The organism is Nonomuraea sp. NPDC047529 (assembly GCF_040642995.1).
GTDB lineage: Bacteria > Actinomycetota > Actinomycetes > Streptosporangiales > Streptosporangiaceae > Nonomuraea.
The window spans coordinates 61,299-80,377 of record NZ_JBEYTJ010000021.1 but is presented as its reverse complement, the minus strand read 5'-3'; the positions used below and the strand labels follow the sequence as shown (position 1 = coordinate 80,377).

Here is a 19,079-nt window from a genome sequence, read left to right as displayed (position 1 = left end):
TCGCGACGCGGTACCTGCGGGCGCCCGCGAGCAGCGGCGACCCGGAACCGTGGCCCCGGATCGTCGTGACCGGCGGGCCGAGGTTCAGGTGTGAGGGGACCACGGGCGGCGTCCCGGGTCACGCCGGTCGGCGGCGCCTGCCCGGTCGGCGTAGCGCAGCAGGTGCTGGGCGGAGGCTTCCAGGTCGGCGGCGGCCGTGACGCAGGACGTCAGGTGGGCGGTCACCGCCGCGCGCAGCCAGGGCGGCGTCCCGTCGCCGGCCTTCAGCCCCGCCTCGATCGTGCGCAGGCGCTCGGCGCAGGCCGTGAGGGCACGGGCGTCGGCACGCAGGACTTCGGCGTGGGCGATGATCGCTGCGATCCGGGCGGACATGGCTCCTCCGTCAGCCCGGCGGCACCGGGACGGCGGCGTCCCGGAGCGTCCGGCGGGTGGTGGCCGACAGGCACAGCAGCGGGCGGGCGCCGTCGAGGGCCAGCTCGCGGAGCCGTCCGGCCAGTGGATGGTCCGAGCCGGGCTCGACGGCCAGCCGCAGTGACGGCGCCACGTGCAACCGGGCCCGCCCGCGGGCACGTACGCAGGACCGCAGGACGTCGCCGGCCGTGCCGGAGTAACCGACCAGGCCGGGGTCGCGTACGGACAGTCCCGGGCCGAGCCGTCCGCGCAGGGTGAGGACCTGCGCGGCGGCGAGATGGGCGGTCCGGGCACCGAGCCGAAGCTCCAAGGGCGTCAGGTACGTCTCGCCGCCCCAGAGCCGCGGGCCGAACGCGTGCACGGCCGGGGAGTCGACCATGGAACCGACGAGAAGGCTTCCCGAGCGCCGGTGTCCGGCCTCCCGCAGCAGGTCAAGCCCGCCGGGCCAGCCGAGACCCCGCCGAGTCAGGCCGGACGGCCCGGACCGCCCGGAAGCGCGGAACCCCCCAGGACGGGCGTGGAACAGGCCGGGGACGACCACGCCGACCTGCATCTCCGCGTAACCCCCCGCGCTGGTCCGCCGGTTCCACGCGGCGTGCACGGCGACCAGCGCGCGGCCCCCCACCTGGACGGCGGGGCCCAGCCCCGTCCCCTCCAGCAGGCCGGCCGCCGCCACCGGGCTCACGGCGAAGTACGCCGTGAGGGCGTCGCCGTCGTGACACCTGACAGGCAGGCCGGCGGTGCCCCCAGGACCGTTCACGGCGTGGGCGGGCACGGCCGGGAAGGGGAACTCCGCCGGGTCGGGCGGCCGGTCGAACAGCAGGTACGCCTGGGAACGCACGACCCGCCCCCGGAACGGCGCGAGCCGCTCCTCGATGAGGTCGCGGGCCTCGGGCAGGTCGTCGGCGATGTTGGCGAGGTAGCGCTCGATGCTGTGGCATTGCGGGAACAGGTGGGTGGAATCGCAGTAGTCCACCACGTACCAGTCGGGGTGCAGGTCGAAGCAGGTGCCGGCGCCCTGCCCGTCGAGGGTGGGGATGATGTCGTGCTGGTTGGTGATGCTGGCCACCCAGGTGCGCTGGTCGGCGGGCCGTTTGAAGTCGACGGGCGAGCCGACGGCGACGGCGTGCGTGACCGTGTGCCGGGCGCAGAAGGCGGGGTCCTGCGCCAGGTTCATGATCGCCGCGCCGCCCGCGCTGTGCCCGACGAGCGCCAGTTCGGCGCCCGGCGGCGGCCCGTAGTCGGCGACGGCCTGGGCCAGGGCGCGGCTGTAGGGGCTGGCGGCCAGGACGGCGCTGCTGAACGCGCCGAGCAGGTCCTGGGGCGACTCGCCGTCGGGACGTCCGATGCGCATGCCCGGTGCGTGGAGGACGTGACGGATCACGCCGTCGGGGCCTTCGACGCTCTGGATGAGGGCCCGCCCGGTGGTGCCGATCGTGCTGATGTTGGCCAGGAAGCCGAGCAGCGACCCGCGCGTGCACAGCCGGGCGGACTCGGCCGTGGTCAGCTCGGCCCGGCGCGCGGCGCCCTCCCCGACGTCGAGGACGGCGATCGCCCTGTTGCTCAGGCCGATGACCGGATCGGCGGTGGCGAAGCCCCTCCCCGTCGCGATGAGCCAGGCGGTGGCGTCGTTGAGCGGGTTCTCGTCCAGCAGCGCGCGCAGCGCGAGGACCTCACCGAAGACCGGCGCGAGCTGGCTGAGCGCGCGCACCGCGCCACGGTCCTTGAACAGCGCGCGCAGGGCCCGGACGGCCTCCAGGTCGCGGTCGGCGGCGGCCGCGTCGATGAGCCGGGCGAGCATGGGGTCCCCGGTCAGCTCCGGATGGGTGACCGCCACGGCCGCCACGCGCAGCCGCAGCGACGTGGCCAGCACCCGTACGGCCAGGCTCTCGGCCCCCAGCATGGCGCCGGCCTTGGCGGCCGCGGTGGCCACCCGGCCGCCGGCGAAGGAGTAGCCGAGGCCCCGGCGGTTCGTCGTGGCCCGGAGCAGCGCGCGGTAGGCGGGCCGGGCCGCCCCGGGAGCGCGCGGCAGGGCGCGCAGCAGCGCGTCGTCGGTGAGCGCGGCCGTGGCGTGCGCCGCCGCGTCCTGGATCGTGACCGCGACGTCCACCAGCTCGCGGGCCAGGTCGCGCAGTGGCCCGGCGGCAGGATCGTCCCGCTCGGTCATGGCCGGGGCCGCCGCGACATGCCGACCTGGCGGGGGGCCGGGTCCTCCGGCGTGTTGCGGCGCAGGACGTCCGACAGCGTGCGGGTGGCCGCGATGATCCGCAGGCCCTGCGGGGAGAACGTGGCGGCGTTGAAGATGCGCGGGGCCAGCAGCGGGTTGGTGAGCGCCTGGGAGAACGCGTCGATGGCGATGATCTTGGTCAGCAGCGGCGGCAGGATCGCCTCGGGGGAGCCGGGTTCTTCGGCGAACAGCCCGACGTACAGGTCGACGTCGTCGACGTCGCGGTAGAGCTCGCGCAGCGCGCCGCTGACCCGCCGGTCGCCGGTGATCTGCTCGAACGTGGGCACGGCGGGGAACCGGCAGTGCTCCCGGTAGCCGTTGTACGGCGCCAGTCCGAGCGCCCGCGAGTCGGCGATGCTGGCCACGTCGATCTCGCGCAGCACGGGGTCGGTGTTGAACAGGCCGATGCGGCCGGCGCGCTGGCGGGAGGCGTCCTCGAACAGCCGCCCGAGGCCGGGCTCGGGGATCAGGTCGCCGGCGAAGAAGGTCTCGGCCATCGGCAGCTCGCGCCCGCCCACCGACAGGCGGGACGGGACCAGGCTGTGCCAGCGGTAGACGAGGTTGAACTCCACCGAGGCCCAGTTCTGCCGGTGCCAGGCCGCGTGGTCGAGGCGCGCCGGCAGCCACGGGTCGAGGGTGAACCGGAAGTGGTAGGGGGTGATGTGGTTGATGTACTCCTCGACGACGAGCTTGATCAGCAGCACGATGAGGATGTTGCGGGCCGTCTGGAACAGCCGCTCGTCGTCCCAGCGCGGATTCTCCCGGGCCAGCAGCCGCGCCACCCTGTTGTGCTCGCGCAGGAACAGCACCGTGAGCATGGTGAAGCCGACCTGGCCGTTGCCCCGGTCGCTGCCGGTGGCGAACAGCGTGTCGCGCCGCGCGTCGGACAGGTGGTCGAAGCGGACGACCCTCAGCGGGGCGAACTCCGGCTTGATCTTGCCGTTCTCGCACAGGTAGGGCGGGAACTCGCCGCGGTTGAGGATCTGGCTCTTGAGCAGCCCGCCGTCGAACGCGCGCAGCGCGGCGGTCGCCGCCTCGTCGAGGCCGTACACCTGGTTGAGGTCGATGTGGTGGTTGGAGCTGTTCTTGCGCGGATCGCGTGGGACGTTGGTGTCGCCGCGCAGGAAACCGTCGGTGAACCACTGGGCGAAGTACGCGAACAGCACCGTGGAACGCGGGCAGGGGATCATCGACTCGCCGCGGGTGAACAGGTCGGCGGCCCTCTCGGCGCCGGGCAGCCTCCCTTCGGCGACGGCGACCGGGGGCAGGTGCCGGCCGCTGTAGGTGCGGTCGGTCAGGGAGGCCCACGAGGTGTAGTCGGCCATGGTACTCAGCGGCTCGGGGCGTGGCGGCATCTCGCGGATCGCGTGGTCGATCAGCGAGGCGTTGATCCGGCGGCGGACCGGGCGGCTGCTCTGCAGCAGGTCCCAGATCGGCCGGCCGCTGGTCAGGGCGAGGAACCTGAGCCGGTTGGACAGGCCGTCCGTGGCGATGCTGCGTGCTCGGGGCGCCATCGTCAGCCGTCCTTGCGTTCGGGGCCGAAGCCGAGGGTGAAGGCGTCGGGGAAGATGCCGAGCGTGCGCTCGACGCGGCCCTCCGGCGGCGGGAGCAGCCGCACCCCGGGACGCAGCAGCAGGCGGCGCACGGTCTCGGCGATCACCACGTCGGCCACGTGCACGCCGAGGCAGGCGTGATGACCGGCCCCGAAGAACAGCCGATGATGGCCGGGACGGTCGAGGCGGAACTCGCCGGGCTCCGGCACCACGGCGTCGTCGAACATGGCCGAGGCCGGCGCCGCCAGCACGAACGTGCCCGCCGGGATCGTCGTGGCGCGCGGGGTGCCGGCGGCCAGGACGTGGTCGCGCTCGCACAGCCGGGGAAGCAGCTTGAAGAACGGGCTGAACCGCAGCGCCTCCCAGACGTACGGATCGAACCGCCCGGGGTCGGCGGCGACGGCCATGGCCTCGGCGAGCACCCGCGGGCGCAGCAGAAGCTGCTCGACCGCCTCGACCATGGCCCCGGGCGCGCTCTCCACGAAGCCCAGCGGCAGCCCCGCCATGTTGACCACGATGCGGTCGTCGGTCACGGCGGCCCCGGCGGGCAGGCAGGTGCGGACGAGGCGGGCGAAGACGTCGTCGGGGAGTTCGCCTCCGGCGCTCAGCGTGGCGCGGTGCTCGGCGAGGCGGTCGCGCACGTGTCCGACCAGCTCGGCGCCCGCCTTGACGGAGGCAGCCTGGAGCTCGGGATCGCCGGCGAAGTTGGCGAAGCCGTCGGCGACGATCGCCCGCGTCCACCGGCCCAGGGTCCGCGGGTCGGGGCCGGGCACGCCGAAGTACCGCGCGCACACGCCGAGGGCGATCGGGCGGAACAGCCCGTGGACCGCTTCCAGGCGTCCGCCGGGCCGGGCGGCGTCGAGCAGGTCGTCGGCGAGGCGGCCGGTCAGCTCGCGCACGTCGGCCGCGTCCTCGGGGGCGAGCAGGAGCCGCATCAGGCCCTTCTCCCGCCAGTTCATCGGCGTGGCGTCCCTGCCGAGCATGAACGGGGCGCCCAGCGCGGCGTCCAGGCGCGGGCCGAAGGCGCGTACGGAGAAGATCCGCTCGTGGGAGAGCACCTCGGCGACGTCGGCGAAGCGGGTCACGACCGTGAAGGCGGGGGTGACGAAGACGGGACGCCGCTCGCGCAGCTCGGCGAACAGGCTCCGCCAGTCGGTCCGCATCCACTCCCGGACCAGGCCGAACGCGGATATCGGGTCCCTGGCCAGGGCCTCGTCGTACCTCTCCAGATAGCCGCCCGTCGTCGCCTGATCGACAGCACCCATTCCGCGGACCTTCCACCTGATGTCGGAGCGCACAGGGATGATCACGATGCGCAATCACAATCTAGGGATGCGTCACAGCCTTTCTTCATGACGGGAGAGTGCATTGTTTGGTGCCTCACAGTAACTACTCCGTCACTGTCAGGACATTGCCGCAGTCCATGGGCCTGGTCATTGAATAAGGAGCCTGATCGCCCCGTGCCGCTCATCGGAGGAAACGTGACGTCACCCATGCCGCAGCCGGGCACGGCGGAGACGGTGACGGTCCCCACCGGCCGCCGCACCGCCTATCTGGTCGTCCTGGTCGTCCTGCCCGTGCTGCTGCTGGCCCTCGCGGTGCCGGCCGCCTGGGGCTGGGGCATCGGCCCCGGCGACCTGGTGATCGCGGTCGTGATGTACCTGGTGAGCATCTTCGGGATCGCCATCGGCTACCACCGCCTGTTCACCCACCGCGCCTTCAAGGCCAACCGGGGGCTGCGGATCGCGCTCATGCTGGCCGGCGGCATGGCCGTCGAGGGCCCCCTCACGCTATGGGCCGCCGAGCACCGCCGCCACCACAAGTACGCCGACCGCGAGGGCGACCCGCACTCGCCGTGGCGCTACGGCGACAGCGGCCCGGCGCTGCTGCGCGGCATGCTGCACGCCCACATCGGCTGGTTCTACACGGCCCGTCAGCGCTCCAGCCGCCGCCACTGGGTGCCGGACCTGCTGGCCGACCCGGACGTGCGCCGCTTCGACGCCGCCTACCCCTGGGTCGTCCTGCTGTCGTTCGCGCTCCCGGCCGCGGCCGGCGGGCTGTGGTCGATGTCGTGGTCGGGCGCGTGGAGCGGGCTCCTGTGGGGCGGCCTGGTCCGGTACGCCGTGGTGCACCACGTCACCTGGTCGGTGAACTCGATCGCGCACACCTTCGGCGACCGCCCGTTCCGCACCCGGGACCGTTCGTCCAACGTGTGGTGGGTGGCGATGCTGACGCTCGGCGAGGGCTGGCACAACTGGCACCACGTGGAGCCCGCCTGCGCCCGGCACGGCGTGCTCAGGGGCCAGCTCGACCCCAGCGCGCGGCTGATCCGCTGGTTCGAGCGGGCGGGCTGGGCCCAAGGCGTGCGCTGGCCGGCCCCCGACCGCCTCGCGGCCCGCCGCGCCGAGCACCTCCCCGACTCCTCGCGCTGACCCGGCGGCCGGCGTCCGCGTGTGATACCGCGACGCGGCGCACCCTTATGGGACGATGGAGCCAGTCAGGTCGCTTCAGCCCTCCTCCCACGAGCACGACGTTGGAGAGGACGGCCATGGAGATCAGGCCGCAGGCGGTCGTCATCCCGAAGGAGACCGGCCACCTGGAACAGGGCAAGTACGGGCCCGTCTTCCCGCGCAGCCCCGCGTGTTACGGCTTCACCATCATCGCCGGCGTCAAGCCCGGCCGGGCCGACGCGATCCGGAGCTACGGCGACACCCTCGCCGAGGCGCTGCGGGACGACCCGGGCCTGCTGGCCCCCCTGAAACTGCACTACCTGCGCTGGGTGCTGTTCGACGACGACACCCGCTTCATGTACCAGGGGATCTTCGACACCGACTTCGACAAGTACACCGAGGACGCCATCGCGCTGTTCACCCGGGCGGGGGTGAGCACGGTCTTCGAGAACCTCGAAGGCTTCCCGGAGGACTGGAAGACCAACCCCGAGGCGTTCGTCAGGTTCGTCCGCGCGCATCACTGCCCGAGCTTCATCGAGTACGGCGAGTACCCGTACGTCACCGCCGACGAGATCAAGAAGGCCCTGCGGATCAAGGGCGCTCTGTCGGAGATGCTCGACCAGTTGCAGTGACGGCCTCGCACGGCGCAGGAGATCAGATGAGTGAGTCGAAGACGGCGCGCACCTACAACCAGGACCACGTGCCGCGCCCGTACGCCCCCGGCCGGCGGCGGGTGAGCATCTACGTCGCATGGAGCTACCCGGCCGAAGCGGGCCGGGACGTGACCGTGCTGGACAACCGGTTCTCCACGATGACCGAGGTGCGCCGCGTGCAGTGGCCGGCCTACGAGGACCCGCAGTGGTCGGACCCCATGCGCTTCCAGCAGGGCATCGCGGGCGGGCTGGAACTGTTCTTCTGGGGCTGGCTGCCCTTCCAGCGGTTCGTCCGGGAGGCCACCGGGTACCCGGTGCCCGTGTATCAGCGCGTCGACCAGGCCGGGTTCCACACTCCGCTGGACGAGCGGGTGCTGGCCGACACCGACACCCTGTTCGTGTGGGGGCTGGACCACATGATCACGGGACAGGAGGCCACGCCGGCGGAGATCGAGGCGCTGCGCGAGTTCCTCACGCGTGAAGGGACCTGTCTGGCTCTGGGGCCGCATCACGACGTCGGCGCGACCGACGACATGGCGGTGCGCGACCTGGAGTACCACCATCACGGCGACGCGCTCGTGCCCCGCCAGCAGCGCTTCGGCAGGTACACCCGGTCGCTGATGGAAGGGCTGGGCGTGCCGGTGGAGAACCGATACGGCCTGCGTCCCGCGGTGACGGACGCGGGCACGAACGCCCCGCTGACCATCGCCAGGGACCTGGACACCCGGGGGTGGCTGGACGGGGTGTCCCACTTCAACTTCCACATGCACCTTCCCCACTACGCCGTGACCACCGACGACCCGGACGCCGTCCGGGTGCTGGGCCGGCAGCCGGTCGACCTGACCAGGCCGCCGCACCCGTTCGTCGAGGCCGGGAACACCGAGTTCAACATGTTCCTGTGGCTTCCTCCGCGCGGTGACCGGGCCGGGGACGTGATCCTCGCCGACTCCACGATCTTCAGCTCGCTGTTCGGCGTGGACGACAGCCTGCGCGCCTTCTGGAACAACCTCGTCAGAGCCACGTGAGCGAACTCCGGTGAACGAACACACTCCGGCCCTGCTCGACCTGGACGACATCCAGCGTGGCGTCCTCGGCGCGCGGCCGACCCCGTACGCGGCGACGTACCTCCTGTTCCGCATCGACGACCGCGCGCAGGGCCGGGAGCTGATGCGGCGGGTGAGCGCCGTGGTGACCTCCGCCGCCGACGCCATGAGCCCCCTGGGGGAGACGTGGGTCAGCGTCGCGCTCACCTACCACGGGCTGGACGCCCTCGGCGTCCCCCGGCGGTCGCTGGACACGTTCGCGTGGGAGTTCAGGCAGGGCATGGCCGCCCGCGCCGCCGCTCTGGGGGACACCGGGGACAGCGCCCCCGTCCATTGGGAGCCGCCGCTCGGCACCCCCGACGTGCACGTGGTGCTGGTGGCGGTCGCGCCCGACAGCGCGCAGCTGCGGGCCGCGATCGAGCGCGCCCGCCCGGCCTACGAGGCCCTGCCCGGCGTGACGGCGATCTGGCGGCAGGACTGCCACGCCCTGCCCACCGAGACCGAGCCCTTCGGCTACCGCGACGGCATCAGCCATCCCGCCGTCGAGGGCAGCGGCGTCGCCGGTTCCAACCCCCTGGAGGTGCCGCTCAAGGCGGGCGAGTTCGTGCTCGGCCACCCCGACGAGCTCGGCGGCACCCAGGCCCCGCACCCCGACGTGCTCGGACGCAACGGCACCTACGTGGCCTTCCGCAAGCTCCACCAGCGGGTCGCGTTGTTCCGGCGCTACCTCAAGGACAACGCCACCGGCCCGGAGGACGAGGAACTGCTGGCCGCGAAGATCATGGGACGCTGGCGCAGCGGCGCGCCGCTGGCGCTCTCCCCGCTCCACGACGACCCCGGCCTCGGCGCCGACGCCGCCCGCCGCAACGCCTTCCTGTACCGGCGGGACGACCCCGCGGGCCTCACCACGCCCGGCGGCTGCCACATCCGCCGGGCCAACCCTCGTGACGCGGAGGTGGCCGGAGTCCCGAGGTTGCACCGCATGATCAGGCGCGGCACCGTCTACGGGCCGCCGCTGCCCGACGGCGTCCTGGACGACGACGGCGCCGACCGGGGGCTGATGTTCGCCTTCGTCGGCGCCCATCTCGGGCGGCAGTTCGAGTTCGTCCAGAGCGAATGGATGAACGACGGCGTCTTCTTCGGCGCGGGCCCGGCCAGGGATCCTCTGACCGGCTCCGCCGACGGCTCCGGCGACTTCACCATCCCCCGGCGTCCCGTACGGCGGCGCCTGCAATCCTTGCCGCGGTTCGTCGTCACGCGTGGCGGCGAGTACGGCTTCATGCCGAGCCTGACCGCGCTGCGCTGGCTGGGCGACCTCACGGGCTGACGTCCGTGGACGCCGTGCGCCCGTGCGGGTCACCGGCCCAGGTCGTCCCAGTCCTGGAGCAGGTGGGACGTGGCCGCGGCGGGGGCGGTGAACGACCAGCGGCCCGGCGGCAGGTCCAGGGCGCAGCCCCCGTCGGCCAGCCTGGTGGTCGGCAGCTGCTCGCCGAGGCCCATGAGGAAGGTGCCGTTGACGGCCATCCCGTCCCATGCGCCGCGTACGGGCAGCACCGCGCGTGCGGTCACGCCCTCCGGGACGGCGAACGTGAACTGCACCCCGTCCGGCCCGGCCCGCCAGCCCGACTCGACGGTCCCCGACGCGCTGTCGTAGCGGGCGTGCGCCTGCCGCAGCAGCGGGACGGGCCCCGGACGCAGCAGCAGCTCGCCGAAGCCGCCGTTCGTCCCGCGCGGGTCGTCGCCCAGGCCCGCCACGTGCCGGAACAGCCAGTCGCCCACGCAGCCGTAGGCGTAGTGGTTGAAGGAGTTCATGGCGGGGGTCTGCAGGCCGTACCGGTGATGCCAGGCGTCCCAGCGCTCCCACATGGTCGTCGCCCCGGCGCGGAGCTGGTAGCGCCAGGACGGGTAACCCTCCTGGTTGAAGATCCGGCACGCCAGGTCGTGGTGGCCGGTCTCCGACAGCACGGGCAGCAGCAGGGGGGTGCCGACGAAGCCCGTCATGAGCCGGTGTCCGGCGGCGCGGACCAGCTCGGCCAGCGCCTGCGCCGACGCGGCCCGGTCCTCGGGTGGGACCAGGTCCCAGGCCAGGGCGACGGCGTAGCCCGTCTGCGTCTCGGTGCGCAGCTTCGGCCCGTCGAGGAAGGCCCGCCGGAAGGCGTCCGTGACGCGGGCGGACGCCTCGCCGTACTCGGCGGCGTGCGGCTCGCCGAGCACGTCGGCCGCCTGCGCGACCAGGCGGAGGGTGCGGGCCAGGGCGGCGGTGGCGATGAGGTTCTTGGGCGTCTCGACCGTGCCGGGGGCCAGCCAGTCGCCCAGCGCCCTGCCCGGTCTGACGCCGTCCTCGGACTGGGCCAGGCAGTAGTCGGCCCATCGCCGCATCGGCTCGTACGCGCGGCGCAGCGTGCGGTCGTCGCCGTAGCGCCGCCACAGCAGCCACGGCACCTCGACCAGCGCGTCGGACCACACGGGGGAGTCGTATCCGTACTCGGGCAGGACCGGCGCGACGTGCGGGACCGCGCCGTCGGCGCGCTGCCCGTCGATCAGCGTCGTCACCCAGCCGGACAGGAACGCCTGCGTGTGCCGCAGGAAGCTGAGCGTCGAGCCGAACACCGAGATGTCGGCCGTCCAGCCGGTCCGCTCGTCGCGCTGCGGGCAGTCGGTCGGCACGCTGACCAGGTTGCCGTCCGCCGACGCGCCGATGTTGGCGACGAGCTGCCGTACGGCGGGGTCGCTCACGGTCAGCGAGCCCGTGACGGCGAGCGCGGACGACAGCAGCACCGCCTCCAGGTCGTCCGGCCTCAGCGCGCCCGGCCAGCCGGTGACCTCCGCGTAGCGGAACCCGTGCAGGGTGAACGCGGGCTCCACGACGTGCGATCCCGGGCCGAGGACGAACTCGTCGATCTGGTCCGCGGTGCGCAGGTTGTCGGTGTAGAGCCGCCCGGTCGCGGTCAGCTCCTCCCCGTGCCGCACCACGATCCGCACGGGCCCCGGCGCGTCGACGCGCAGCCGGACGCGCCCGACGACGTTCCGCCCGAAGTCGGCCACCTGCACGCCCGGCGCGGGTTCGGTCACCGACACCGCGGGCGCCGTGCCGATCACCCGTACCGGGGGAGCGGGGTCGGCCTCCACCAGGATCTCCGGGGCGGCCGCCGTCCCGGCCGGTCCGGACTGCGGGGAAGGCGCCTGGACGGTCTCGCCCATCACCAGGTCGGCGCGCGGGCGGCCGAGGTCCCGCCGGGTCCAGGAGGCGTCCGTGGCGAACACGCGGCGCGGGCCGTCGTCGTCCCGTACGAGCACCTGGGCGCTGGCGGCGGGCCGGTCGCCGTAGCGGCGCGGGCCGCCGCCGGCGACGTGACCGGCGTACCAGCCGGGAGCCAGCCACAGCTCCAGTTCGTTCTCGCCGGACACGAGCAGGTCGGTGAGCTCCAGCAGCCGGTAGCGGGTCCGGTGGCCGTAGTCGGTCCAGCCGGGGGCCAGCTCCTCCTCGCCCAGCCGCGTCCCGTTGAGCAGGGCCCGGTAGACGCCGAGCGCGGTGGCGGCCAGCCAGGCGCGCCCCGGAGCGGGACGCCAGGTGAACGACCCGCGCAGGCCCACCGCCGCCTGGGGGTCGCCCGGCAGCCAGGCGGCGTCCCACTCACCGCGCGCCCGCAGGCCCGTGGTGAACGCGCCGGTCGCGTGCCCGTCCACCCGCCACGTGTACGGCGTCAGCGGCGCCAGCCGCTCGTCCGGCACGTCCACGCCGTGCGCTCCGGCGGGCACGGACGACCGCCACACCTCGCGGCCGTCCGCGGACAGCACCACGGTGGCCTCCTCGGGCAGCCGGGCGTCCCACGACAGCCGGGGCGACGGCTCGTCCACGCCCACCGGATCCGCCAGACCACACGTCAGGCCCGCCCGCGTACCGGACGGGACCGAACGGATGTAGGGCGTCTGCGCGCCCGAGACCTGAACCCCCGATTCCCGGTTCACGCATCTAGCCCGGTGGTGAAGGCGTTGTGCAGGCCGTCGACGTCGACGCCGTACAGGCTCGGCGCCATCACGTTGATCAGCAGCACGAAGCACGCGTCCTGCTCCGGGTACATCCACCACTGGCAGCCCGAGGCGCCGCCGTGGCCGTACAGCCGGCGTTCGAGCAGCCCGGGGGCCGAGTGGCGCAGGTTCCAGGTCAGGCCCCAGTCCTGCCCGGCGTTGACCGGGTCGGGCTGGAGCTTGACCAGGCCCGTCGTCTGCGGGGTCGTCATGGCGGCCAGCGTGGTCGGGTGGATCAGCGCGCGGTCGCCGCGCAGCAGCGCCCCGCCCAGCGCCAGGAGGTCCTCGGCGCGGGAGAACAGCGCCCCCGCCGGATGGCGGAGCCGGACGAACGCGTCGAAGTCGAAGCCGGGGCCGAGCAGTTCGACGCCGTGGACCTCGGCCGCCTCGCACGCCGGGTCGAACGTGATGCGCCCGCCGCCCGGCACCAGCGTGTTCAGGTCGGAGTCGATCAGGTCGGCCACGTCGCGGCCCGTGACGTCGCGGACCATCTCCGCGATCCCGGCGAAGGCCAGGTTGGAGTAGTGGCTGAGGGTGCCCGCCTCGAACATCGCCGGCGCGGTGACGAGGTGCTCCAGCAGGTCGTCGGGCGTGAGCGTCTGCTCGGCGATGCCGCTGGTGTGGGTGAGCAGGTGCCAGAGCGTCACGTCGGGCCGCGCGAAGTTCGGCAGCGCGTCCCGCAGCGGGCGGCGCAGCGACAGCAGCCCGCGCTCGACCTGGCGCAGGGCGAGCAGCCCCATCAGCGGCTTGGTCACCGAGAACAGGGCGAAGTGGTCCTCGGTCCTGGTCGCGCGGCCGTCGTGCTCGCCGAACGCCTCCAGCACCTGGATCCCGTCGGAGGTGGCGGCGCCGAACACCGCGCACGGCAGCCGTCCCTCCTTGATCTCGCGCCTGACCCAGTCGAGCGCGATGTCGTGCGTGGTCATCCCTTCAGTGCACCTTCCGTGAGGCCGGCCAGGACGCGCTTCTGCGCGACGACGTACACCGCCACGAGGGGCAGTGTGGTGAGCAGGACGTGGGCGAAGACGAGGTTCCAGTTCAGGCTCTGCAAGGTGCCGGAGGCGAACTGGAACAGGCTCAGCGGCAGCGTGGCGTTCGCGCTGCCCTGGAGCAGGAAGAGGGCGAAGAAGAAGTCGTTCCAGACGTTGATGATCAGGATCACGCCGCCGACGAACAGCACCGGCCGCAGCAGGGGCAGCAGGATGCGGACGAACACCTGCGGGCGCGAGGCGCCGTCGATGGCGGCGGCGTGCTCCAGGTCCGGCGGGAACGCCCGGACGAACCCGGTCGCCAGGAAGATCACGATGCCCAGGCGGCAGCCGGTCATCGTCAGCACGTAGCCGAGCGAGCCGCCGTCCAGCGACAGGGCGCGCAGCAGGTAGACGGTCGGGATGATGGACGGCGGCAGCAGGATCGACAGGCCCATCACGAAGTAGGCCGCCTGCAACCAGCGCGACCGGCTGCGCCCGAAGGCCCACGCCGCCGCCGCGCCGAGGAGCACCACGGCCACCACGATCGGCACCGTCACCTTGAGGCTGTTGAGCAGCCCGGTCAGGTAGCCGCCGCGGTCGAGCACGATGCCGTAGTTCTCGGCGATCGCCCACGTCCTGGGCAGGCCGAGGCCGAGCTCGGCGGCCTCGCCCGCGGGCTTGAAGGAGTTGACGACCACGAGCCAGACGGGCACCAGCACCCACGGGATCGCGAAGAGCGTCAGCGCCGCGTACTTGAGGGCCGCTCTCATCCCGTCACCTCCCTGCGTCGCAGCCACCACACCAGGGGCACGGCGGTGGCGATCACCAGCAGCGTCACGGTGAACCCCAGTGCGCTGGCCGAGCCGAAGAAGCCCTGTCCCCACTGCTGGCGCATCACCACGTTCAGGGCCCGCGTGTGGTCGCCGGGCCCGCCGCCGGTGGTGGCGGCGATCACGTCGTACGCGCTGAGCGCGCCCACCAGCGTGACCGCCACGTTGAAGGTCAGCGCCGGGGCGAGCATCGGGAACACCACCCGCCGGAGCCGGGTCCACGGGCCGGCCCCGTCCACGGTCGCCGACTCCAGCAGCGCCTGCGGGATGGAGTTGAGGCCCGCGATGTAGACGAGGGTGATCAGCCCGCTCCACTTCCAAGCGTCGATGAACGCGACCACCACCAGCGCGGTGGACGGTTCGCCCAGCCACGCCCACTCGATGCCGAGGAAGGAGTTGACCGCGCCGTCGGGGGCCAGCAGGCCGCGCCAGATGTATCCGGCGGCCAGCGGCGAGATGAGCGTCGGCAGGAAGAACGCCGAGCGGAAGACGGTGTTGATCCGGCTGGTCCGCTGGAGGGCCAGGGCCAGCGAGAGGCTGACGGTGTTCTGGATCGCCATGCACAGGATCGCGTACAGCACGGTCACGGTGACCGCGTTGGCCAGCAGGTCCTGGTCGATCAGCGTGCGGACGTTCTCCAGCCCGTTCCAGGTGATCTCGGCCCGGAAGCTCGTCCAGGAGGAGAACGCGAACCGCACGTTGAGCAGGAACGGGGCGACGAAGAAGACCGTGACCAGCACGATCGCGGGCAGGGCCCACGGCAGCCAGGCCGCCCTGTTCCGCATCACCATCCGGGCAGCCCTGCCGCCTTGGCCGCCTGCTCGACCTGGCCCTGGAGCTGGGTCGCCGCCTTCTGCGGGTCCTTCTGCCCGGCGATCAGCTCGGACATGAGCTGGGCCAGCCCGCCCATGCCGGGGATGTCGGAGTTGAAGGCGATGACCGCGCCGGTGTCGTAGGCCTTCTTGACGTCCTGCAGCACGGACGAGACGCCCTGCGGGTCGGGCACGTCCTTGAGCACGGGGAAGGTCTTGGACGCGGCGATGTACTCGGCGTAGGCCGGGCCGGTCATGAAGCGCACGAAGTCGAGCGAGGCCTTCTCCCGCGCCGCGTCCCCGGTCTTGGGCAGGTAGAACGTGCCGATCGGGCCGGGCGCGTACGTCACCAGCGGCTTGTCGCTGGACAGGCCGACGAAGCCGACGGACTCGTCCACGGTCTTCTGGTCGCCGCCGGCGGCCGCGAGCAGGGCCGGGAGCATGTCGGAGTGCTGGGCGACCATGGCGGCCTCGCCGGTGACGAGGGCCTTCATGGAGTCCTCGAACTTGGCGGTGACGATGTCCTTGTTGAAGCAGCCGTCGGCCTTGAGCTTGGCGTAGGCGGTCAGACCGGCGACGAAGGGCGAGCCGGGGTCGGCCAGCGTGCTGCTGTGGCCCGCGATCGCCTTGCCGTACGCGTTGCCCTGGTTGGCGCCGGCCAGGTAGAGGATGGGCAGGATCTGCACCGGCCAGATCGACCCGCCCGACTCGAAGACCGGGGTGACGCCGGCGGCCTTGAGCTTGGGGCAGGCGGCGGCGAGCTCGGTGAAGTCGGCGGGCGGGGTCAGCCCGGCCTTGGTGAAGACCTTCTTGTTGTAGTAGAGGCCGAAGACCTGGGGGAAGCCGGTGATGGCGGCGTAGACCTTGCCGTTGACGGACCCGGCGGCCTGGTAGAGGTCGCCGGACCTGGCGATGTAGGCCTCGCCGGTCAGGTCGCGCAGGTTCTCGGCCGGGTTGAGGGCGAGCAGGCCGCTCACCGTCGCGTGGTACTCCAGGACGTCCGGACGGTCGCCGGTGGCCCACTTGGTCTGGGTGGTGTCCTCGAAGCCGTCGGACGGGATGGACACCAGCTCGACCTTGTGACCGGACTGCTTCTCGAACTTCTTGTACATCTCCAGCAGCGGCGCCGGATCCGCGCTGTTGTGCCAGATGGTCAGCTTCACCTGGCCGGTCCCCTCGGGGGCGGAGGACCCGCAGCCGGAGAGGGACAGGGCGAGGACGGCGCCGAGCGCCGCGCCGAGCGGACGAGTGGGTGCTCTCACGCTCGTTCTCCTGTTCGTGTGGGGGAGAAATGTGTAGAACGTTCTACGGCATCCTAGAAACGCCCGTCAAGGGGGTGGACCTGAGGAGTGGTGGGGCGTTAGCCTCTGCTCTCAGCAAATGTGTAGTTCGTTCTACAGGGACACATGAAGGACGGCGTGTGACGAGCGGACGAGTGACGATCGCCGATGTGGCCAGGCGGGCCGGGGTCTCCACGGCCGCCGTGTCCAAGGTGGTACGCGGGGCCTACGGCGTGAGCGCGGAGATGCAGGCCAAGGTGACGCAGGCCATCGACGAGCTGGGCTACCGCCCGCACGCCGCGGCCCGCGCCCTGCGTGGACGCACCTACACCCTCGGCGTCATGCTCTCCGACACGCGCAACCCGTTCTTCCCCGACATCATCGAGGGCATCACCGGCCGGCTGGGCGACACCGAGTACCAGGTGCTGCTCGGACCCGGCGGGATCGAGCCCAAGACGCAGGCCAGGATGACCGACGCCATGATCGACCGGAGCATGGACGGGCTCATCCTGATCTCGCCGGTCATGACGGACGCCGAACTCGCCGTCATCGCGGCGGCCGCCCCGGTCGTCGTGGTGGGCAGGCACGGCGGCGCCGCGGCCTACGACGCGGTCGTCGACGACGACGTGATGGGGGCCCGGCTCGTGGTCGACCACCTGGTCGGGCTCGGGCACACCCGGATCGCCCACATCACCCACCTGGAGCGGGCCCGCGCTCAGGGACTGCCGCACATGGTGCGCGCCGAAGGCTACCGCCAGGCGATGCGCGCCCACGGGCTCGCCGACGACGTGCTGGCCACCTCCTTCACCGAGGAGGGCGGCTTCGAGGGCGCGCGGGAACTGCTCGCCCGCGACGACCGGCCCACCGCGATCTTCGCCGGGGCCGACATCGCGGCGCTCGGCGTGCTGCGCGCCGCCGACGAGGCGGGCCTGTCGGTGCCGGAGGACCTCTCCGTCGCCGGATACGACAACATCGGCATCGCCTCGCTCAAACGCATCTCGCTCACCAGCGTCGACCAGGACGGACGGGTGATCGGGGCGACCGCCGCGCGCCTGCTCGTCGAGCGCATCGAAGGACGCACGCGATCGGTGGCGTCGTCGGTGTCGCCCACGCTGATCGTCCGCGGGACCACAGGACCACCTCGCCACTGAGGGCCGGCCGCACGTCGGGGGACTGCCGCGGACCATGCATTAAAACGATTCGATGGAAGGACCCCCACGTGAGACGACTCGCTCTCCTAGCCCTTCTCCTCCCGCTGGTCGCGCCCGCGCAACCGGCCTTCGCCCGGCCGGCCGCCGCGACCACCTGCCCGGCCAGGGTCGACCCCGCCGCGTTCGCCTCCGAGGCCCGCCTGGGCACCCTGGCCGGGCAGCAGAAGGCGTTCGGGCCCCGGCCGACCGGCTCCGCCGCGCACGCCGGCTACGTCGACTGGCTGGAGCAGGAGATGGCGGCCATCCCCGGCCTCCAGCTCTCCTCCATGCCCTACGCCATCGACCGCTGGGACAACCTCGGCACCGGCCTGACCGTCGGCGGCACGTCCGTGCAGGTCGCGGCGCCCGTGCCGTTCTCGTCCTCGACCGGTGCGGGTGGCGTCTCGGCGCCGCTCGTCCACCTGGCCGCGGGGACGAACATCACCGCGGCCAACGCCGCCGGAAAGATCGTCGTCCGGGACCTGCCCTGGACCAACGTGCCCAACCTGCTGTTCTATCCGCCCACGCTCGGCTACTCCATGTACGACCCGGGCATGACGATCAACCTGCTCGGCTCGGAGTCGATGGAGGCCCCGGCCGCCGCCGACGCCGACCTCAAGGCGGCCGCCGCCGCGGGCGCGCTGGGCGTGATCGAGATCAGCCAGCTCCCGCACGCCCAGATCAAGGACATGTACGCGCCCTACGAGGGCCTGCCGTACGGCGTGCCCGGCGCGTACGTCGGCGCCGACCAGGGCAAGCAGATCAAGGACGCGCTGGCCGCCGGGCAGCCGGTGCAGGCCGCGCTGACCGTGAACGCCGCCTGGACGCCGACGACCACCCGCACCCTGCTCGCCACGCTGCCCGGCGGGAGCGCCCAGAAGATCGTCGTGGAGAGCCACACCGACGGCATGAGCCCGGTGTGGGACAACGGCCCGCTCACCATGATCGAGATGGCCCGCTACCTGTCGTCGCTGCCGGTGGCGTGCCGTCCGCGGACCGTGCAGTTCGCGTTCGTGACCGGCCACCTCTACCAGCACCTGACCGGTCCCGACGTCCGGGAGGGCGGCGCGGGCCAGCTCGCCGCCCAGCTCGACGCCGAGTACGACCAGGGCAAGGTCTCCTCCGTCGTCGTGCTCGAACACCTCGGCGCCAAGCGTTACGACGCGGTCGCCAGGCCGAACGGCCTGCCGGGCAAGCAGCTCGTCGCCAGCCCCAACCTCACCGAGCTGCTGTGGGTCCCCGTCAGCGAGAGCACGCCGCTGCGCGAGCTCGTCAAGGGCCACATCGAGTACTGGGACGTGCGGCGCACCGCGATCCTGAAGGGCCTGTCGGCCGCCGACCTCGCCACGGTCCCGCGCCACTGCAGCTTCGGCGGCGAGGGCACGCCGTACAACCAGCACCTGCTGCCCGTCATCGCGCCCATCGCCGCGCCCAAGACGCTGTTCTCGCCGCAGTTCGGCGTCGAGGCGATCGACCTGCCGGTGATGCGCAAGGCGTCGCTCGCCTTCACCGACGTCGTGCTCGACCTCGGCCCGATGGCCCAGTCGGACGTGGCGGGCGACGTGACCGCCATGCGCCAGCAGCGCGCCTCCGGCACGCCGGGGTGTGCGTGAGCGTGGACAGGAGGGCA

Annotated in this window: 15 protein-coding genes; 6 read left to right on the top strand and 9 right to left on the bottom strand. The window is 72.7% G+C overall.

Annotation, left to right across the window (positions count from 1 at the left end; translation table 11 throughout):
• Positions 1-84: 84 nt before the first annotated feature.
• Genes ABZ815_RS29680 through ABZ815_RS29665 form a run of 4 tightly spaced genes read right to left on the bottom strand, consistent with a single transcriptional unit; the run spans position 85 to position 5,456 of the window.
• Positions 85-372, bottom strand: coding sequence for a hypothetical protein (locus ABZ815_RS29680; protein ID WP_357703598.1), 288 nt, complete (start codon positions 370-372; stop codon positions 85-87).
• A 10-nt stretch (positions 373-382) separates the two neighbouring features.
• Positions 383-2,578, bottom strand: a complete 2,196-nt coding sequence (locus ABZ815_RS29675; RefSeq protein WP_357703595.1) for a hypothetical protein — start codon at positions 2,576-2,578, stop codon at positions 383-385.
• Positions 2,575-4,152: a peroxidase family protein gene (locus ABZ815_RS29670; RefSeq protein WP_357703592.1), complete on the bottom strand. Its 1,578-nt coding sequence runs from the start codon at positions 4,150-4,152 to the stop codon at positions 2,575-2,577. Before ABZ815_RS29670 ends, ABZ815_RS29675 begins: the two co-directional genes overlap by 4 nt.
• Before the next feature lie 2 nt (positions 4,153-4,154).
• Complete coding sequence (locus ABZ815_RS29665) at positions 4,155-5,456, bottom strand: cytochrome P450 (protein ID WP_357703590.1); 1,302 nt, start codon at positions 5,454-5,456, stop codon at positions 4,155-4,157.
• A gap of 216 nt (positions 5,457-5,672) precedes the next feature.
• Between ABZ815_RS29665 and ABZ815_RS29660 the strand changes: the two genes are divergently transcribed.
• The 4 genes from ABZ815_RS29660 to ABZ815_RS29645 all read left to right on the top strand — a co-directional run bounded on the left by ABZ815_RS29660 (position 5,673) and on the right by ABZ815_RS29645 (position 9,664).
• Positions 5,673-6,623, top strand: coding sequence for an acyl-CoA desaturase (locus ABZ815_RS29660; RefSeq protein WP_357703587.1), 951 nt, complete (start codon positions 5,673-5,675; stop codon positions 6,621-6,623).
• Between the two features lie 116 nt (positions 6,624-6,739).
• Positions 6,740-7,273 carry a hypothetical protein gene (locus ABZ815_RS29655; RefSeq protein ID WP_357703585.1) on the top strand — a complete coding sequence of 178 codons (534 nt, stop codon included), beginning with the start codon at positions 6,740-6,742 and terminating at the stop codon, positions 7,271-7,273.
• A 26-nt stretch (positions 7,274-7,299) separates the two neighbouring features.
• Positions 7,300-8,319: a hypothetical protein gene (locus tag ABZ815_RS29650; RefSeq protein ID WP_357703583.1), complete on the top strand. Its 1,020-nt coding sequence runs from the start codon at positions 7,300-7,302 to the stop codon at positions 8,317-8,319.
• 10 nt (positions 8,320-8,329) lie between these two features.
• Entirely contained in the window at positions 8,330-9,664 is a 1,335-nt protein-coding gene (locus ABZ815_RS29645; RefSeq protein ID WP_357703580.1) for a Dyp-type peroxidase, read from the top strand.
• Between the two features lie 29 nt (positions 9,665-9,693).
• On the opposite strand, the gene ABZ815_RS29640 is transcribed toward ABZ815_RS29645, so the two are convergent.
• The 5 genes from ABZ815_RS29640 to ABZ815_RS29620 are packed head-to-tail and all read right to left on the bottom strand — an operon-like array spanning position 9,694 to position 16,241.
• Entirely contained in the window at positions 9,694-12,306 is a 2,613-nt protein-coding gene (locus ABZ815_RS29640; RefSeq protein ID WP_357703578.1) for a family 78 glycoside hydrolase catalytic domain, read from the bottom strand.
• Entirely contained in the window at positions 12,303-13,292 is a 990-nt protein-coding gene (locus ABZ815_RS29635; RefSeq protein ID WP_357703575.1) for a serine hydrolase domain-containing protein, read from the bottom strand. Before ABZ815_RS29635 ends, ABZ815_RS29640 begins: the two co-directional genes overlap by 4 nt.
• On the bottom strand, positions 13,289-14,107 hold the full coding sequence (locus ABZ815_RS29630) for a carbohydrate ABC transporter permease (protein ID WP_357703572.1): 819 nt from the start codon (positions 14,105-14,107) through the stop codon (positions 13,289-13,291). Before ABZ815_RS29630 ends, ABZ815_RS29635 begins: the two co-directional genes overlap by 4 nt.
• A complete protein-coding gene (locus ABZ815_RS29625) occupies positions 14,104-14,958 on the bottom strand; it encodes a sugar ABC transporter permease (RefSeq protein WP_357703570.1) in 855 nt (284 codons plus the stop codon). The genes ABZ815_RS29630 and ABZ815_RS29625 overlap by 4 nt, the downstream gene beginning before the upstream one ends.
• On the bottom strand, positions 14,952-16,241 hold the full coding sequence (locus ABZ815_RS29620; RefSeq protein ID WP_357703567.1) for an ABC transporter substrate-binding protein: 1,290 nt from the start codon (positions 16,239-16,241) through the stop codon (positions 14,952-14,954). The genes ABZ815_RS29625 and ABZ815_RS29620 overlap by 7 nt, the downstream gene beginning before the upstream one ends.
• Positions 16,242-16,399: 158 nt before the next feature.
• On the opposite strand from ABZ815_RS29620, the gene ABZ815_RS29615 reads away from it, so the two are divergent.
• Both ABZ815_RS29615 and ABZ815_RS29610 read left to right on the top strand, forming a co-directional pair.
• Positions 16,400-17,410: a LacI family DNA-binding transcriptional regulator gene (locus tag ABZ815_RS29615; RefSeq protein WP_357703565.1), complete on the top strand. Its 1,011-nt coding sequence runs from the start codon at positions 16,400-16,402 to the stop codon at positions 17,408-17,410.
• Positions 17,411-17,478: 68 nt separating this feature from the next.
• Positions 17,479-19,062, top strand: a complete 1,584-nt coding sequence (locus ABZ815_RS29610; protein WP_357703563.1) for a hypothetical protein — start codon at positions 17,479-17,481, stop codon at positions 19,060-19,062.
• Positions 19,063-19,079 lie beyond the last annotated feature (17 nt).

Bases quoted from the DNA above. Each gene is read 5' to 3' on its own strand.
- ABZ815_RS29625 (WP_357703570.1), bottom strand. From the start codon at position 14,958: ATGGTGATGCGGAACAGGGCGGCCTGGCTGCCGTGGGCCCTGCCCGCG.
- ABZ815_RS29635 (WP_357703575.1), bottom strand. From the start codon at position 13,292: ATGACCACGCACGACATCGCGCTCGACTGGGTCAGGCGCGAGATCAAG.
- ABZ815_RS29680 (WP_357703598.1), bottom strand. From the start codon at position 372: ATGTCCGCCCGGATCGCAGCGATCATCGCCCACGCCGAAGTCCTGCGT.
- ABZ815_RS29630 (WP_357703572.1), bottom strand. From the start codon at position 14,107: ATGAGAGCGGCCCTCAAGTACGCGGCGCTGACGCTCTTCGCGATCCCG.
- ABZ815_RS29675 (WP_357703595.1), bottom strand. From the start codon at position 2,578: ATGACCGAGCGGGACGATCCTGCCGCCGGGCCACTGCGCGACCTGGCC.
- ABZ815_RS29670 (WP_357703592.1), bottom strand. From the start codon at position 4,152: ATGGCGCCCCGAGCACGCAGCATCGCCACGGACGGCCTGTCCAACCGG.
- ABZ815_RS29665 (WP_357703590.1), bottom strand. From the start codon at position 5,456: ATGGGTGCTGTCGATCAGGCGACGACGGGCGGCTATCTGGAGAGGTAC.
- ABZ815_RS29655 (WP_357703585.1), top strand. From the start codon at position 6,740: ATGGAGATCAGGCCGCAGGCGGTCGTCATCCCGAAGGAGACCGGCCAC.
- ABZ815_RS29650 (WP_357703583.1), top strand. From the start codon at position 7,300: ATGAGTGAGTCGAAGACGGCGCGCACCTACAACCAGGACCACGTGCCG.